General features: G+C 38.5%; 13 protein-coding genes. 4 read left to right on the forward strand and 9 right to left on the reverse strand.

Annotated features, from left to right (window positions below):
* Complete coding sequence (locus AC23ME_RS05045; protein WP_487726650.1) at nt 1-261, reverse strand: helix-turn-helix domain-containing protein; 261 nt, start codon at nt 259-261, stop codon at nt 1-3.
* Nucleotides 262-330: 69 nt separating this feature from the next.
* Here AC23ME_RS05045 and AC23ME_RS05050 point away from each other — a divergent pair, with 69 nt between their 5' ends.
* Entirely contained in the window at nt 331-1,386 is a 1,056-nt protein-coding gene (locus tag AC23ME_RS05050) for a DNA cytosine methyltransferase (RefSeq protein ID WP_487726651.1), read from the forward strand.
* 138 nt (nt 1,387-1,524) lie between these two features.
* Complete coding sequence (locus AC23ME_RS05055; protein ID WP_487726652.1) at nt 1,525-2,772, forward strand: DNA cytosine methyltransferase; 1,248 nt, start codon at nt 1,525-1,527, stop codon at nt 2,770-2,772.
* On the opposite strand, the gene AC23ME_RS05060 is transcribed toward AC23ME_RS05055, so the two are convergent.
* From AC23ME_RS05060 to AC23ME_RS05095, 8 genes are all read right to left on the reverse strand, one after another.
* Complete coding sequence (locus tag AC23ME_RS05060; protein ID WP_487726653.1) at nt 2,769-5,144, reverse strand: AIPR family protein; 2,376 nt, start codon at nt 5,142-5,144, stop codon at nt 2,769-2,771. The genes AC23ME_RS05055 and AC23ME_RS05060 overlap by 4 nt on opposite strands.
* Nucleotides 5,144-6,115, reverse strand: coding sequence for a PD-(D/E)XK motif protein (locus AC23ME_RS05065; protein WP_487726654.1), 972 nt, complete (start codon nt 6,113-6,115; stop codon nt 5,144-5,146). Before AC23ME_RS05065 ends, AC23ME_RS05060 begins: the two co-directional genes overlap by 1 nt.
* Nucleotides 6,116-6,118: 3 nt before the next feature.
* Nucleotides 6,119-8,950, reverse strand: coding sequence for a Z1 domain-containing protein (locus AC23ME_RS05070; RefSeq protein ID WP_487726655.1), 2,832 nt, complete (start codon nt 8,948-8,950; stop codon nt 6,119-6,121).
* A complete protein-coding gene (locus tag AC23ME_RS05075; RefSeq protein ID WP_487726656.1) occupies nt 8,947-10,404 on the reverse strand; it encodes an ATP-binding protein in 1,458 nt (485 codons plus the stop codon). Before AC23ME_RS05075 ends, AC23ME_RS05070 begins: the two co-directional genes overlap by 4 nt.
* A gap of 9 nt (nt 10,405-10,413) precedes the next feature.
* Complete coding sequence (locus AC23ME_RS05080) at nt 10,414-11,190, reverse strand: protein NO VEIN domain-containing protein (RefSeq protein ID WP_487726657.1); 777 nt, start codon at nt 11,188-11,190, stop codon at nt 10,414-10,416.
* 197 nt (nt 11,191-11,387) lie between these two features.
* Nucleotides 11,388-12,221 (reverse strand): hypothetical protein, encoded by an 834-nt coding sequence (locus AC23ME_RS05085; protein ID WP_487726658.1) that lies wholly within the window; start codon nt 12,219-12,221, stop codon nt 11,388-11,390.
* Between the two features lie 2 nt (nt 12,222-12,223).
* The gene (locus tag AC23ME_RS05090) at nt 12,224-12,763 is read right to left on the reverse strand and encodes a hypothetical protein (RefSeq protein ID WP_487726659.1); all 540 of its coding nucleotides are present in this window, start codon (nt 12,761-12,763) and stop codon (nt 12,224-12,226) included.
* Between the two features lie 69 nt (nt 12,764-12,832).
* On the reverse strand, nt 12,833-13,234 hold the full coding sequence (locus tag AC23ME_RS05095; RefSeq protein ID WP_487726660.1) for a hypothetical protein: 402 nt from the start codon (nt 13,232-13,234) through the stop codon (nt 12,833-12,835).
* A 946-nt stretch (nt 13,235-14,180) separates the two neighbouring features.
* Here AC23ME_RS05095 and AC23ME_RS05100 point away from each other — a divergent pair.
* Both AC23ME_RS05100 and AC23ME_RS05105 read left to right on the forward strand, forming a co-directional pair.
* Nucleotides 14,181-14,999: a TlpA family protein disulfide reductase gene (locus AC23ME_RS05100; RefSeq protein WP_487726661.1), complete on the forward strand. Its 819-nt coding sequence runs from the start codon at nt 14,181-14,183 to the stop codon at nt 14,997-14,999.
* Nucleotides 14,989-18,210: a SusC/RagA family TonB-linked outer membrane protein gene (locus AC23ME_RS05105; RefSeq protein ID WP_487726662.1), complete on the forward strand. Its 3,222-nt coding sequence runs from the start codon at nt 14,989-14,991 to the stop codon at nt 18,208-18,210. The genes AC23ME_RS05100 and AC23ME_RS05105 overlap by 11 nt, the downstream gene beginning before the upstream one ends.
* Nucleotides 18,211-18,213 lie beyond the last annotated feature (3 nt).

Here is an 18,213-nt window from a genome sequence, read left to right on the forward strand (position 1 = left end):
CTAGCCGATTTGTTTACCAGAAATTGAAATGTAAATCTCAGAAAAAATTTCTTGACAGTGCTCCACTGGAACGTTCAAAGCCGCCAACCATGCTATTAGTTCGATAACACTGACACGTTTATTTCCACTTTCAATCTTTGCTATATCTGACTGACCCTTTGCAAGTTGAACGCCAAGGGCCTCCTGTGATATACCTTTTTCTTCCCTTAGAGAGGAAAGCCATTTAGCCAACCGAATTTCATGCGAAGTTGAGACGTTCATAAAAATTTTAATTATGCGATATTATCGAAATTTTTAGATTAAATTTGGAGCTCATTCCAAAATAGAATAATGATCGATTTTCAACAACTTGTCACACCCTCTTCAATAGGAAAGATGGTTTCCCTTTTTAGCGGATGTGGTGGTATGGATATCGGATTTAGCAAAGCAGGATTTACTCCTGTGTGGGCCAACGATATTGACCGATATGCGACAAAAACTTATGCCGGAGTTTTGCCAGGACATACGGTCACCACTGGAAATCTTCTCGATCAACAGCTACCGGTAGTCGAAGATTTGGATTTAGTTATTGGAGGACCACCCTGCCAAGGATTTTCAATAGCCGGCAAAATGGACCCTGCTGATCCCAGAAGTAAGCACGTATGGAATTTTATGTCTGTGGTAAAGGTTTTATCACCTAGGGGTTTCGTTATGGAAAATGTAAAGTCGCTTGCTGTAAACACTCGTTGGATAGAACTTATGAAAAATCTGACAGCCGAAGCAGAAAGTATTGGTTACAAAACTAGATTGTTTGTTCTCAATGCAAGTCATTACGGTGTCCCACAAGCAAGAGAGAGGATGTTTTTGATCGGAGTAAAAGATTATGTACCTGCAGATATTCCCCCTACTACATTTGATAAACCAATCAGTTTAAGAAACGCCCTAAAAGCACTTCCAAGGTACGGAGAAATTGGTAATGATGGAATTTGTACTGCTAAAATTACAACTGCTAAAAAGCCGGTGCTAAGAAAATCCCCATATGCTGGTATGCTTTTCAATGGTCAAGGTAGACCGATGAACCTAGACATGCCCGCGCTTACGCTTCCAGCTTCAATGGGTGGGAATAGGACACCTATAGTCGACCAATCCGAGATAGATAATATCGGCGTCGTATCTTGGATCCGTAACTATCATCAACACCTATTAAACGGGGGACAGCCTGACATGCCAGTGCCTAATAGCCTAAGAAGGATAACGGTAGAAGAGGCAGCGTTAATACAGACTTTTCCTATGAATATGAAATTCTTCGGAACTCAAACCACTAAGTTCAGACAGATAGGAAATGCTGTGCCTCCATTGTTAGCTTATCATGTAGCTATGTCAGTAAGAAAATTATTATATCCGTAAAATTTAAGTTAATTTATACTGAGAAATGAATAATCCTGCCAGCAAGCAGAATCTATTGAATTCCAGAGTTTGATCAAATCTTCTTATTGTAAGGCGATTTATATAAATCTTTGTATCTTCACATTTTTATCTATAATCTTGAACTATATTGATCTCTTTGCTGGCGCGGGAGGCCTTTCTGAAGGCTTCAAAAGGGCAGGTTACGAACCTATTGCCCACGTAGAGATTGATGTTGCCGCATCTTTTTCCTTAAGAACCAGAGCAGCCTATTATCACCTTAAAGAAAATAATCAGTTTGATACTTACCTTTCTTATCTGAAAGGTGAAATCTCTAGGTCCGAGTTGTATAATGATATTCCTAAAGAAATATTAAACTCTGTTATCAACTTAGGTATTGGCGATGAAAACAACGCTGAGATATTCAACCGAATAGATCAAAGCCTAGATGGTAACAGAGAAATAGACCTCATTGTTGGTGGACCGCCTTGCCAAGCCTATTCTTTAGTTGGTAGAGCTAGATCTGAGCATAACATGAAGAAAGACCCCCGTAATTTTCTTTATGTGCAATACGCTAACTATCTAGAGAAATACCAACCTAAAATGTTTGTGTTTGAAAACGTATTAGGTCTAAAATCTGCTGGTGGTGGAGTGTATTTGCAAAACATGGAAAAGCTTTTTAACAAAAAAGGTTATAACATTCATATCTTTTCAGTTAAAGCAGAAAACTTCGGCGTATTACAAAAACGTAGACGACTAATTATCATTGGCTGGCGACAAGACTTTATACCTAACCTGCCGGATTTAGATAATTACGACAGTGGCTTAACGGCAAGCGTATCAAGTTTATTTGCCGACTTACCTATCATACAAGCAGGTGAGGGCAGAGATAAATTCTTAGACTACACTCAAGGAAATAATGATTATTTGAAAACAGCAAATATACGTAATGGCATTATTACGCTCACCCAACATATAGCTAGGCCGCATAGAGTTCAAGATAAAGAGATTTATCGTATTGCTGTTGATAAATGGAATAACCAAAAAGAACGTCTTAACTACAATGACCTGCCAGAGCATTTAAAAACCCATGAAAATAGAACATCATTCTTCGACAGGTTTAAAGTGGTGGCGGAAGATTTAAATGCATCACAAACTGTAGTCGCGCATATCGCAAAGGATGGACATTATTATATCCACCCCGATGAGCTGCAAAATAGATCTATATCAGTTCGTGAAGCAGCTCGTTTACAGTCCTTCCCAGACGATTTTTACTTTGAAGGTGTAAAAGAAGGCGCTAATCGTACGGCAGCTTTCAAGCAGATCGGTAATGCTGTTCCTTGTCTATTAGGACAACGAATAGCCGCTGAGATAAAAGGTCTCCTTTAAATTATAATCTTAAACTTTTCTAGTTTTTTAATAGAATTGAAAGCTTTAATTATTGCTAGTTCTTTTACCTTTTCCTTTTTTTGAAATGAGTTGTAAACAGATTTCACATTGCCAAGTTCCAAATGATCGAATATTTTGGTTTGACTTGCAACATCTATAATCCTCTTCCATTCTTCTTTAGAAAGCAGTAAAAGTTTATCATAAATAAATTTAACTTCAATAGAGTCGTTTTCTTCTAACTTAGATAAAGACTTAATGGTTTCTATTAATGAAGGGTTTTCCTTCATATAACTCATAACTTTACCTCCAAATGAAATCTCGCGTGATGATAAATTTTTATCGTCTTTTATTTTTTTGAGTAAATCAAAAGCTAAATAATAATCAAATTCTTCTGGCTTATTTCGATCTACATATGTTCTGAAACCATCCCAAAATTTAACTCCTGCTTTTCTTATTTCACTTATTGTAAACAGATCATTTTCGAGATCATTAGTGTCTATTTCTTTTTCAATTTCTCTACTATCTCTTTCTTTTTCGCTAATAAGATAACTATCTAAGGTTTTTTCTAAGTTCTCAGGATAACTTGCATTTTTTAAGTTTGTCCACGATGCCTCCTTTTTTGCATACTCGGAGAATAGTGTGTTGTTAGATGCTTTTAACAAATGCTCGTACACAAAAATCGTTAATCTTTTTAATGTACCATCCAATTCTTCATCAGTCTTCTGATTATCATAAATTTTCCACAGATCAATTCTATTCTTAGTCAAGTAGTGGAAATAAGAAACGGTATAAGCTACAGTAAATGACTTTAAGTTAGTATCGCCAATTGCATCCACATTCTTTCTGCCAAAAAGCTTGTCCACAGATTTAAAAATGATTGCGTTAGCGATTAGTTTTCTATAAAAGTTTTCGCCTGGTAGCTTATTCTTTTTAACTAAATCCTCAATTTTTTTCGTGTAATGGATAAAGTTCTTTTGAGAACCAAGAGATACATGATGAGGTTGTAAATCCCAAATGTTAATGTATTTGGCTACATCTGATTTAACAAATTTAAAATTATTTGGATTTTGTTCTTTAAACTTTTTTTGCTGACTTAACGTTTGTTTGTTAAGCGTCTCCCTGTATTGGCCACTTGCTCGTTCAAAAAACCATAAGATCGATTGATTTCTATTTTCCGGGTTAACAACATATTTTCTTCTAGAAAGATTTTCTATTTGAACAAAGTAAGGATTGTTAGAAGATAGGTCTAATTCAGTTACCTTATTTTGGCTATTTGCAAATCTCGCAATATTAGGAACTTCTTCATTTTTTTTCTCCTTATCCTTAATAACCGTGAGTTTCATTTGAACGAAAATTTTGTTCAAATCAGCATCTTTGTATTTTTTTTGAGTATGATAAAGGGACGCCGTTGTTTGTCCGCCATTAACAATTTGAAAATCATTTAAATGGGTGATCACCAATTGATCGCCCACAAAGGCAGTCGTAACATTTTCAGCGGTTGCAGTTATCCCATTGTTATATGGTAAAAACATATGAGGTTTATCCTGGATAGTATCACGTATTCCTTTATTGAATTTCCCAGCTTGGCCTAGAAAAGATCGAACATTGCTTTCCAATAACTCGTTAGAAAATTCTGCATAAAGTTTTGCTAAAACTATTCCAGGAACAATAGCTAAATAACAGTCATATGTTTCATCTATTGTCGGAACCTTTAAGCAAGGAAGCCCTTCTCCATTTGTGCTAAATTTTTCAAATTCTATTTCTATAGGCTCGTGAATACTGTTAGCCTCATTAATTTTAAATAACCTGTTGATATCCCAAGTATGTACGAATACATTGATATCATTTATTTCCAGTTGCTCTTTATCATGATTTGAAAAGCCATTAATTAGGAAAAAAATATTTATCCTGTCAAAGTCTTTACCTTGTTTTGAAATGATTTTAATGAGTTCTATTAACTCTGTATGTGAATGATCTAGATAATCTATGTGTCTTTTTAAAGCTCCATTAATAAATTTCTTTATTTGGTTGAGGGATTTAGTATAATCGGCTTGAGTAATATTGTATTCATAACTATCATTTCTATAATAAGTAATAAATAGATCTAAAGTCTCGAAATAGCTCCTATTGCTATCATCTTTAAATTGATCTTTTAGACAATAACCATTTATTTTCCAGTCTACCCCGCCTTGGCTATTAGGGTGTACATATGATAATACTCTTGCTCCTTCGGATTTTCCAATTTTCTCAAGCACTTCAATACAACACTCTGTAAATTTATCTTCAAAGCTGGCGCCTTCACCATCGGAATAAACTAGTGATGCTACATCTGATTTTAATTCTTCAATATAGTTAGTAAGAGCTCTTTCCATTAATTAAATGAATTTATTATCATGTCTGGTTCAATTCTAAATTTTTCAACTGCAGAAAGTTCGATTGAGTAGGAGGCGTTATAAACTCCTGTTGGAAGTTGAGACTTTATAATTCTAGGGAAATTCGGATTAATGTGATAGCTATATATCTGTATGATGGAATACATCGTGTTATAATATTCGTTGTCATCATCTAAATAACCTAAAAGTAATAATCTTTCATTAAAGAATTTGAGTTTGTCTAACTCTATGTATAATTTATCTCTTATTTGAGAAATCAAAGAGTTCAAAGAAGAACCATTTTCTTTTACAATTTCAACAGAATAAAGAATAAGATAGAGCTTGTTGACATTTTGAGAGTCTAGCTGCCTCTCATTTGTGATTTTTAGACTTGGGTGCTTTGATGAAGTGAGTTTTATTTCAATGCCAATATCCCCAAATCTAAAATCTTTATCATCTTGTTCAGGACCTGTCCAAGCGCCTAATATTTTTTCAATAGGCAAATTTTTGTCAATTAAGTAATTGATAAAAATAAGTTCTCCTATTAAACCCTTTTGATATTCAGGAGACATTCCACTAAAGCTAATTTTATCAAATAGCCTTTTCCATTTAAAAATTACATTTAAGGTCGTAATTAGCGCTTCATTTTCTGAAGTTGTTGCTATAATATCTTCTATGATGTTTTGAATAAACAATGTAAAGATATCTTTCAATTCATTATCTATCAGATGAATATTCAATTCAAGGGAGCTATCAGTTTCAAAAGAAAATATTTCGACACCTTTGAAACGATAGTTTTTGAGTTCAGGAATTACCATGTTTTTTGCAATAGACATGATATACAAATACTGTCCTGTTATATTGTTGGTGCAAGCATAGCAATTTAAATGTGCGATATTTTCAAGTCTTGTTTTTATAATGAAATCGCCTGTTGGTTTCTGGGCTTCCCAGATTGACTTGATGTTTACCATAAGCTATTCGTTATCATTATTTGGTGAATCGTCGTCGTCTTGTGGTTCTTCATCAAAACCGGCGAAAATTGTGGTGGTATATGAAGTTTTAACTTCATTTTCAATTTTCGGAAAATGAAGACTGTAACCAATTATCGGAATTCCATTATTTACATTCGGTGTTCCTCTTTCGTCTAACGCATAAATTAAAAGCAAACCTTTTTTTTCTCTTTCTCTTTGAATTTTAATGTCTTCGTTTTTTTTCAAATCTGAAACATTCAAATCAACTTGTCTATCAACTGTATCATCAATTTGGTTTTTAGAAATTAAATAATACTCTCCATCTCTTAATGATTGTTGGTTACGAATAGTACATGCTAGTTCGACGTTCTGGTTACCAATTTTAATTTCATAAGTTTCCACTTTCGCATTTTTTGCTCGTTCTCCTTTTTTTGAACCACCTTTAAAATCAATAAAAACTTCGCTGTCAGTATTTGAAACGATTGCAACCGACCATTCTCTGATTTCAGTTTGGGTCAAAACATAATTTCCCAAACGTGCATTTTTTACTCGCAATAAATCGATTTTGAAATTGTCTAAAAACGTTGCTATTTTCTCTTTATCAAAATCTTTAATTAAAACATATCTTGGAATATCGTCGCTTTCCTTATGTTTGATTATTTCAAATGGTTTATTGCCAATGTCCAACAGAGATTGAAAGTTTTTGAAATTATTTTCAATTGCAGATTTTGTCTTAAGCAGTTGATAGGTTTGGGGGTTGGTTCCCGAAAATGATATCTCTATGTTTTTTGAGAAATTCATTTTAGCTAAGCTTGTAATAGTCATTAGTCCATGATGATTTCGTACTTTTAATCTAAAATCTTTTGGACGTTGATGCGATGCTGTCATTTCATCAAAATCATTTCTCATCTCTTCGGTTGCCATCGTAATATGATTGAACCATTCAAAAATTTGTTCAGTGGTGTATAACCTACATAAATCTACATATCCAGGACGGTAGCCAAACCAGCGACCCATTTGCATCAACGAATCGTACATTTTTGTAGTTCTCAGGTAATAGCTTATAGACAAGCCTTCCAATGTGATCCCTCTAGACAATCTACTTCCGCCAACGGCAATCACAGATAAGCCTTGCTCGTAGCGGCCATAATCAATTTCCTCAATATTGTGATATTCCAAATTTGTTGTAGATCGAGTGCCATGAACAGCACGAACATCAATTTTTGATGCTGCCTTTTTTAACTCCTTCTTAACTTCTTCCCAAGAATGTTGCTTAATTCGGATGTCTTTGTAATCTAGGTTGTCTAAGATATTATCAGTAGTTGGAACAAAGTCGGTTTCGTATATTATTCTCAGTTCTTCTAAGATGCTTTTGTCTTCACTATTGATTGCATTTGCAAATTCTTTAGCTTTTGCATTTACCAAGTAAGCAACCCTATCAATCCATTTTACTAGCAAAGCTACGTGAACAAGCATCGAATTATGTTTTTTTTCATGCCCTCTCAACCTACGAATTGCACAGGTTAGAATAAATGATTTTATTGCCTTTTCTAGGCTGGGGGGAAGGTATTCTGGTAAATCCTCTTTGTTGGATTTATTTATCGTTTTAAAGAAAGGAGGATCGAAATCATCGATTTCTCTGAAAATATCCAAAGGTTCCTTTTCTTCCCCGTTAATGTTTTCAAATCCAAATACTTTTGCGGCACCAAAGTAATTTGTTGGTGCTTTAATATTAATAATAAAATCTCGCGGAAATAAATCTTCTCCAATTTTATATTCCTTGTTTTTTACAAAAGTTTTTAACTCATCATTATGCTCTTGTGAAATAAACAAATTTGCATAAGGTGTAGCGGTATAGCCTATGAAAGTGTTTTGGTTGAACAAGTTTAGCAGCGTTCTAATTAATCGATTGATGGTTTTTATATCTTCGATACTTTTTGAAGCATTTACCGATGCTGCATCTGCCTCGTCATCAATAATTAGAACAGGAACGTTGAAAAGTTTTGGCGAGCCATCTACAATTTTTGCATTCACATCTTTTGCAAACCAATCTATCAGGTTTTCGAGAATGCTTTTATTTTTCTTGATTACAAATACTACTGGATTTTTACCAATAGGAATATTTAATCTATTTGCTATAGATTGACTAAAATCCCCTTCATCATTATTTTTGTAATATGAAGAAGTTAATGAGTAGATGTCGGTATTTACTTTGTATTTACCAACCCCGATAATTTTATTTTCTCCTTTGTTATTGATAAATGCAGAACTATTTCTACCAATATATCCTGAATCTATCCTTTCTTGTGTTTGTCTCCTTAAAGAGCTAATTGTTCCAGCAATTATAATTATAACCTTATATCCAGCATCCGTAGCTTTATTAATTAATCCCACATAGTTAGACGTTTTTCCAGATTGCACGTGGCCCACCACCATTCCACGTCTATCCCAAGAATTACTGTCTTTGGGATTTATACACTTATCTAAAATTTTATCTGTAAAATCATCTAAATCGTTCACTGGAAAAGATGGATCGTTTTCTGCCATATAAAGCTTATACCTATTCCATAAATCAAACTTGATATTTGCTTTTTCATCATTTAACCAAGGCGTTACGTCTTTGTCATAAAGTTCGGTAATTGCTCCTTTACCAATACTGAAATCGGCACGAAGAATTTCAAATAATTCTTGCTTATCCAAAGTTTGTCCATCAATAATGTTGATAGCTGAGGCTTTTTCGATAACATTTAACAGAATGTCATCGGTAATTTCTCCTTGATGTAATGCTAGTAGTGTATGGGAAATTGCTCTTGCAGATTGTAATAAGGTGCTCATTTTAGGTAGTTGTTAATTAGTGGAAATAGATTAAAAGGAGTAGAGTTCATCAATTGTTGCTTAGCTAATGATTCTGGAATTCCTTGTGCTAAATAAATTTGATAAAGTTCTACAGCTAAATTGATCAGCTCGTCGCTAGGTATGTCGTTATGCTTTTCTAACTCGTGAAAAGCCGGATCTTCATTTTGATTACTTAATATTAATTCAATAGGAACATTTTCCTCGAGTAATTTTAAGGCTTTGGTTAACAATTTATTTTTTTCGCTAAGTAGCGAGATGATAATCGGATGTTTTTTATTTATTCGATATTTCTTAATTCCTTCTCTAGTTACTTCATCTTTCCAAAGAGGCTCGTAGCTATGTTCTGAATATGTTGTTAATGATTTTTGTCCTCGCCAATTATAAATTTTTGCAGATTTCATAATTGCAATTTTTGCAATCCTAGAAAGCTCTCTTCTAATTTCAATAGGAGGAGTGGCAGTAGATTTTTTGATATCCAGGTTCCAATTAAAATCATTAGCATTAGAAAAATTTACTGCAATACGCGACAGCTTAGAATAATCCCTTTTCTTCTCTAATCCCAACCAATCCCCAGCCACTAGTAATCTATCTCCTCTGTATACGTAAAATCCTTGTTGCTGAAACCAGCCTAAAGCACCTCCAGATTTTTCATAATCATCCTTTCCAATTTCTGACATGTGTGGTAAAACGAAATAGGTAATTTCTACATTGCCGAAAGTTTCTGGTAAACCCATTTCTGGCTTCGCAGCTAAATTTAGTAGAAAGGGATTGATGGGTTCTAATTCTTCATTTTGAAAATAAATCTTAATCTTTTTTGCTTCAATAAATTTGTGAAAAACGAGTGCTAAGTGACTTCTTACAACTTCCATTTCTTGGTAGAAGGCATGTTTAACTGCCTCATTGTTTATATCAGCGTTACCAACAATTCTATCCAACTTCTCCCATAAAACTAAAGTACCAGACAATTGCTTGTCAATAACATCTAAAAAAGAGCTTTCCGAAATAAAATCTAAAAGAAACCATTCATTTTCGTCATTGATAAAATCGATATCCCAACACCGTTTAATAAGGTTATAGTTTTCTTTTTTAGTAATACATGTAAGTCTCTTACATTGTGAAAATGAAGCGGTTTTTAAACCCATCCCAAATCTTCCTAAGTCTTTCTCGTGCCTTTCTTCTTCGGGGTCTTTACTTCCAGGCGTCATAGCTATCACCAATTCCTCCTGATTCATTCCGCTTCCATTATCTAGGATAGAAATAAAAGAATTTTGCCCTTTCCAATTATATTCAACTCGAATTTCCTTAGCACTTGCAGAAATGCTATTATCTATAATATCAGCTATAGCCGTTGACAGATTATAGCCAAAACTGCGATAAGAATTTATCGTAGATTTAGGTTTTGGCTTTGCAGTTTCGGCTATAAAATTTTTCATTTCAAAAGATTAATTTGTTGGTAAATTGAGTTGGGTTGGAGAAACCATCCAGTTGACTTGTATGGAGGTGTAAATGTGCTTTTTAGGTTTTAACTCTTTTGCCGGATTTTGAATAAAAGTTATTCTCGGTTTGTTTTCTAGATCGGAAATGATACAAAGGAAATAATTTTCTCGTTTTTCATTAGCCATTGCCCATTCTTTATCAGTTAAAAGAATTCCTCCTTTTTCACCTGATAGACCTTTTACTTCTATGTAAAACTCAGCTTCATTTGTCTGGATTTTAAAATCATACCCTACCCCAAAGTCTCTAACGTCAATGAGTTCTCCAGCCATTGGTGCATCTGTTCTTGAATGGTAATCGATAAAGAAATTTTCTGCAGCTTTTCCAGTAGGAGTTCTTATAATAAAATCTCTCTGCTCTTTGTGATCATACTCGTTGATGATGGTCAAAAGGCTTCTTAATTCTTCATCATTTTTATAGATATCTCCAGAAAGTATGTCTTTTACAATCTCTCTAATTTGAAGCTCAGAAAGATTTTCTAAAGCTTGAGCGATGATCACTCTGCTTAAGCTCATAGGTCTTTGATGCCATCCCGCTCTATGTTCAAAAAGAGGATCAAATTCATCCCTCCAATTTTTAACTGAATTGATGTTGATATTAAGCTTTGAACTCACATCTTCGAATGCACTATTCCAAGTCTTGTAACCTAAATTGCTTAAAGCAATTTTATCATATTTTGCGAGATAATATGAAATATACAACGCTAATTTATGGTTGTCTTTCATTAAACGGAGATTGAATTATTTATTTTAGTTAATCGAGCTTCTTAAGAAGTCTAGATATTTATTTAGTTTTTCGGTAGCAATCACTCCAATTCTCTTTCTGAATTTTTGCTTACATGATAAACGAAAGTTTAAATAAGATCTATAATTGAATTTGGCAGTAACCTGCCAATTCCGTATAAATATTGTAGAAAGCCTTTTTAATTTTGGAGTTTTGATACGGAATTTGCTAATCTTCTTTCATTTCCTACAATTGTCGTATAAAAGCGTTGTTCAATACCAAAGATTAAATTTTTTAAATGCTCTTCAGTTCCAATATTAAATGTATTGTGTTCATCAGAAAATTCTAATTCAGGGCAGTAATCTTTGATATAACTATGTATTTGCAGTTTATGCTCTTCCTCAAGATTAGCTAATGTTTCGATCGCCATAGAAATTCTCTTCCTATTCGCGGAATTTACTTTAGTCTTGTCAAAACCGTCATTTAAATTTATAAATTCGCTATTTAAAAAGTTTTCTGTTTCTTCATCTGTCGCTTCTTTATATAATTCTATCACTTCTGGAAAAATAGACTTTACATCGCTCAAATTTTTAAAGTATAAAGTGTCAGTGGACTTTTTGTAAATAGCATCAGGGATTGTTTTCAAAATTAAAATTGGTTCATTTACTTTAATCTCCGGTTCTCCGCTTAATGAGATCCATTTTTTCGAAATTATATTGCTATATATGAATTTTTGAAAACAGTAATCATCATCATCTTGAAAAGTGCAAAAAAACTTAACCGTATTATATTGATTGTTTCCAATTTGATGATGTTCAGCGCTGTTGAAATCTTGCGTTAATAATGGAATACTATAGTTTGTATTGCTAAAATTCTCTATTCCAAACCATTCATCATCTTCTAGCTTATAATTTGTTTCATAAGCTTTGATATTTAATAGGTCATTTGGAATTTCGTAAATTCTATTCTCTTGTGACAAAACTAAATAATAGGTGTTTTTGGTTTTTTTCTTTTTTGCTATTAGATAATTCATAATTATTTGATTTTGTCAATGAAAGTGAAATTATTTATACGCTTCAGTTTTGTAAATTCAATATCATCAACTTTGTTAATCTCATTCTTAGTAATCACAAATAATTTTGCCTTATTATTTGTTGATATATTGTAAAAGTGGTAGCCAAATATTAAGAACAAAGGATTGAAGTATAGCGTTTGTGACAAAAAAGTAAACACAAAAAGAATTGCGAATACAAAAATTAATGTTTCACAGTTATTAACGCTTAGAGCAACGAAAAAATACCCTAAATAGCTTGGTAAAAAGGCATTGTTAGCATTTTCTACTTCTGTAATTGATCCTTTGGTAATATTTGAATTACCAAGAAACTTTGAAATGTATAAGCTCAAATAAGTTAAGACAATCGGAATAAAAAAGTATGTTATATAAGAAATATAATGAGGTAAGTTATTTAGTTTTTCATGTAAGACATTTAATGTCACTTCTTCTTTTATCAAAAAAATAACCAATATTAATGATGTAGCATTGAATGTAAGTAGTAGTCTATAGATATAATTCATTGATCGAAGGATATAGTCTTTTTAGTGAAAATTGCATACAAACATTTCCTAAATGCTGCCTTATCTATTTTATTTAATTTTATACCTCTCCGCAAAGTCCTTCAGCCTCTTAATCAATTCAGGATTATTTACCTTAACACTTTTCCCTTTTTTCTTATCCAATTGCTCAACTTCATAAAGTAAACCTTCCTCTTTGTGCAACCTTTGTAGTTCGTTTTCTAGGGCCTTCGCAAGTCCTGTGTTTTTACGACCTTGAGATGCAAGGAGATTTCCATTGTCTTCTTCTAAAAGCTCACCTATTTCATTAAGATTTTCATAGTTGGGTTGGGATGTATTCGAATTCCAACTACTTACTGTTGTATAATCTACGTCAACCCAAAGCGAAATCAAACGAGAGGAAGCTCCTACATTTTTTGTAATCTCTTTTATTTGATTGATTTTTAAGGTGTCTTTAGTAGTTTTTCTTCCCATCTATCTAAAAAAAAATCTAAATAAAGTTTGCTTTTGGTGCGAACTTTATTATATTTGTTATCAGTTAATTATAGCGACAAAATAGAGCGGGGTTAGGCCTTGCTTTTTACGATGTCACTCATGGACGAAAACCGCTAAACTTTCCACATGAGCCGATCGTGAGTTCGCCATATCTATTGAGTTTTGCTATCTTCGCGATACTTATTCAATAGGGCGTTACTCATGTCAGTCTTTTGTGGAACACAAGCCTAGGTTTGTGCGGTTCTTAGCGGTACCACGTCCAAAAGCATTGAGTTTCGCCTTATTGATTTTTCACCAATTCGGTTTTCTTCTCTTGCTTTTCGGGTGCACCTCGTTAAATAACCAAATTATTAATCCGTTATGCCAACGAAAAAATTAATCCTCGTCATGTATCATTACCTCAAGGAGGTAGGATACAGGTATTTCCAATCCATTATTCTAAAGAACAAAATCTGTTCACCAACGTAGCGTGCTAAGAAATTCCAAATAAAAGGAGCCAATAAAAACAGGAGGGTGCGTGAGAGCGAACCACAAATTTTTAGATCGGTTTACATTTTGTTTGGTTACCAGCCCTTATAGCTTACGGGCCATAAGTTGCACTTCTTGGTTTGTCGTAATTCTAAGGTAGACAACTTTTCCCTAATAAGCAATACGGTTTTCCGTAGCAGCACTTGAAACACGCTGGAGGGCTGGTTTTTGTCTCATTTTTTTTCAACAACGAAGCTATGAAACCCCAATCCTTCTATTCCTTCGACAGGCTCTACGCCCTGAAACCCAAGAACCCCGTCTAACCCACAACCCAAACCTGCCACCATATTCCATTGGAAATTTAGGTTAATTAATTCGGTGGCAGGTTTTCCGATCAGCTCACCAAATATCAACCGGCCCAAAGCAGCTAGCAGCGCGCCCTAAACTAACCAGCATCATGCTCAAAAAAATAACGATATCCATCGTCCTGGCAGCGCTTTGCCCAAACTTTGCCCCTTTACAGGCACAGCACCAAGCTAGCGAACGCCCCATCCAGATCGGCGACAAGGTCCCAGATCTCCATTTCGACCAGCTCCTGAACCATCCCACAGCTCAGGCCAAACTCTCCGACTTTAGGAACAAGGTCATCATCCTAGACTTCTGGGCCACCTGGTGCAGCAGCTGCATCCAAGCCTTTCCCCACAGCCAGCAACTACAGGACAAACACAAGAACCTCCAGTTCCTGCTCATCAACAACTCCAACAGGGACGACAGGGCCAAGATCCAGACCTTCCTCAACACCTTCAAAAAGGACAATCCCAACTTCAGCCTGCCCATCATCATCGGCAACGCCCAGACCAGACAGCTCTATTTAAAGGGCAGCATCCCACATTACCTCTGGATCGGCTACGACAGAAAAGTCAAGGCCATCACCGGCCCAGCAGCCATCACCGAAGACAACATCGAAAAATTCGTCGCAGGCCAACAGCTCAACCTGCCCCTCAAAGCAGGCTACCAGCCAGCCGACCAGAAAACACCCATGGGCAAATACAGCCCAGCCAGCCCAAAACAGAACCACAAACAAAAACAGCCCAGCGCTAACGACAATGATACCTCAAAGGACAGCACAGCGCTCAATCAAACACCCCGAAGTAATAACAGCATGGACCAAACCCATCGACACGCGATCCCAAGCCAATACAGTTCACCGATGATCCACCGCATTCACCCCACAGCAGCTAGCGACCCAAAGAAGGAGAATAGCCATGAAAGCTAGAATAGCAAAATACCATCTTCAGCATCCAATCCTATGGATGCTCACCCTGATCTTCCTTGCCATGGGCAGCAGCGCCCAACAGCCCGCCACCCTGAGCGGCAAGATCAGCAATCTCGATGGCCAGTCCATCTCGGCCACCATCCGCAGTAGGCACAATGGCATGACCATTACCGATGAAAGCGGCAGCTATAGCCTATCCTTGAAAAAGCTGCCAGATACCCTTCGTTTCACCGCCATCGGCCATCGGGAACTGGTAAGGATCATCGATGCCGGCGGCCAGCTATCCCTTAAGCTGGAACCTGCCACCGAGCAGCTACAGGAAGTGGTCGTGCAGACCGGCTACCAGACCGTCAGGCCCAACGAGATCAACGGCTCGGTTTCGGTCATCTCCGAAAAAGCCATCAACGCCACCGTCGGTACCAATATCCTCAGCCGCATCCTCGACCAGAGCAGCGGCCTGCTGCTGAACACCGGACGTACCCCCAACAACGCCCAGAACAAGACCAATATTTCCATACGTGGATTGGGCACCATCGAAGGCCCACTGGATCCGCTGATCGTGCTCGATGGTTTCATCTATGAAGGGGACATCGCCAACATCAACCCCAATGAGATCGAAAACGTCAGTATCCTCAAGGACGCCTCGGCCGCTTCCATCTGGGGCGCCAGGGCAGGCAATGGCGTGATTGTGATCACCAGTAAAAAGGGAAAGCTCAACCAGGCCCTGCAGGTGGCCTTTAACGTCAACCTTTTGGCCGAGACCAAACCCGACCTTTTCGCCCTGAGCCAAATGGACAGCAGGGATTACATCGAAGTAGAAAGGATGCTCTTTGCCAAGGGCTACTTTGACAGCCAGATCACCCGGACACCTTTTCGCGCACTACCCCCAGCGGTGGAACTGATGCTACAGCAAAGGCAGGGTAAACTGACTACTACCCAGCTGGAAGCACAACTGGACTGGTTAGCTAGCCAGGACAAAAGGCGCAGTTACCTGGATGAATTCTATCGCGGTGCGCTGACCCAGCAGTACGGGCTGAACCTTCGGGGCGGAAGTGCCCGCAACAGCTATTTTCTCTCGGCCGGTTATGATCGGGCGCTGGGACAGAATTACGCACCCAATGACAAGCTGAACCTTAAACTGAATACTGATTTCAAGCTCAGTGAAAAACTGAGCATCAACCTGCTTACCAGCTACACCTCCGCCCGTTCGGAGAACGGCAGACCGGAATTTGATAGTTTTACCGTCGGCGGCAGAAGGCCCGCCTACCTCAGTTTCCGGAACGCCGATGGCCAGCCTATCCATTTGGACAGGACCTATCGCGGCGCCTATACCGATACGGCAGCTCGCGGCAAACTGCTCGACTGGAAATACTATCCGCTGAGCGACTATCTGCACGACCGGACCGTATTGAAAAGGGAAGAGCTGATGGGTAGTTTGGGACTGAAATATAAGTTGACCAGCTTTCTGCAACTGGACCTGGCCTATCAGCAGCAAAGGCAGTCCATCGCACAGGACGGCCACAGCAGCCTAGAAAGTTATGCCGCCCGCGACCTGGTCAATACCTACAGCCAGTACAATTATACCACCGGAATTGTCAAATACATTGTGCCCAAGGGCGGTATCCTGCGCATGCGCTCCTCGGAGGTCTCCTCCTCGACAGCAAGGGCACAGCTGACGCTGGACAAAAGGCTTGGCGCCCATAGCCTCAATGCCATCCTTGGATCGGAGGGCAGAGGCGTGCAGACCCAGAGTAACGGCCATAGCCTTTTTGGCTACCAGCCCGATCCATTGATGTTCGCTGCGGCCGACGTGGTCAATACCTATCCCGAGTTTTTGAGCAAGAGTAATAGCCGCATCAACGGCGCTCCTTCAGCTACGTCCACCCATTACAGGTTCTTGAGTTTTTACGGCAACATCGGCTACAGCTTTCGGGGCAAGTACCAATTCTCGGGCAGTGTCCGCCAGGACGGCTCGAATATTTTCGGGGCCAATGCCAATGACCGCTGGAAGCCCCTATGGTCTGCGGGCCTTGGCTGGACGGTATCAAACGAAGGGTTCTTTGCGGTATCCTGGCTTCCCGAACTTCGCCTGAAGGCGACCTATGGGCACAGTGGCAACGTAGACCTGAGCAGGACCGCCCTGCCCATCGCCGCCTATATCACCAATCCGGTGAGCGGCCTACCTGCCACGCGCATTGCCACGATCAACAATCCCGAGCTGAAATGGGAGCAGTTGTCGCAGCTGGACCTGAAAGTGGACTTTGCCACCAGGGCCGACAGGCTGCGTGGAACGCTTTCCTATTTTATCAAAAAGGGAACCGATCTTTATGGTACGGCTCCCTATGATTATACCACTTGGGGACAGAGCGGCGTGCTGTCCCGCAACGTGGCCGCCATGGCGGGTAGGGGCATCGACATGGAACTCCATGGGAAGGTGCTGACCGGAGGGCTGGGCTGGCAGATCGACCTGTTCTTCAATAGGAGCGAGAGCAAGACGACGAAGTACTACCGAAACTCGGGATCGGACCTGGCCGAACTCTTGAACTCGGGCAACTATATCTCGCCAGTGATCGGGAAGCCAATGTACGCCATCGCCGCCTATCGCTGGGGCGGATTGGACGCTTCGGGAAATCCCCAGGGCTATCTCAACGGACAGTTGAGTACCAACTATACCGCCATCGTCAACGAGGCCCGTGCCAGCGGGGCCAACCTGGACTATATCGGCAGATCTTCGCCCCTGTATTTCGGATCAGTGATCAATACCTTCCGCTACGGCGAGTGGAGACTTTCGGTCAACATCAACTATAAGCTGGCCTACTGGTTCATGAAGCAGTCGATCAACTACAGCTCGCTGATCTCCAATGGGATCTCCCATGCCGATTATGCTAGTCGCTGGCAATCCCCAGGGGATGAGCTGAAGACCGAGGTCCCGGCCATGGTCTATCCGATCAACAACAACAGGGAGAGCTTCTATACTGCGGCCGCGGTCCATGCCCAAAGGGCTGACCACATCAGGCTCGGCTACCTCAAGTTGGGCTGGAACCCACAGGTGGCCAATTGGGGTTTGGGCCTTCGCCAGCTAGAAATTTTTACGGCTTTACAACAGGGCGGCATCCTTTGGCGAAGGAACCACTTGGGACTTGATCCAGATTACAATAACCAGGTTCCCCCGGCCAGGCAGTTTGCCTTCGGTCTTAGGGGTTCATTTTAAAAA

The sequence above is a fragment of the Pedobacter sp. T50_32 genome, from assembly GCF_057652195.1.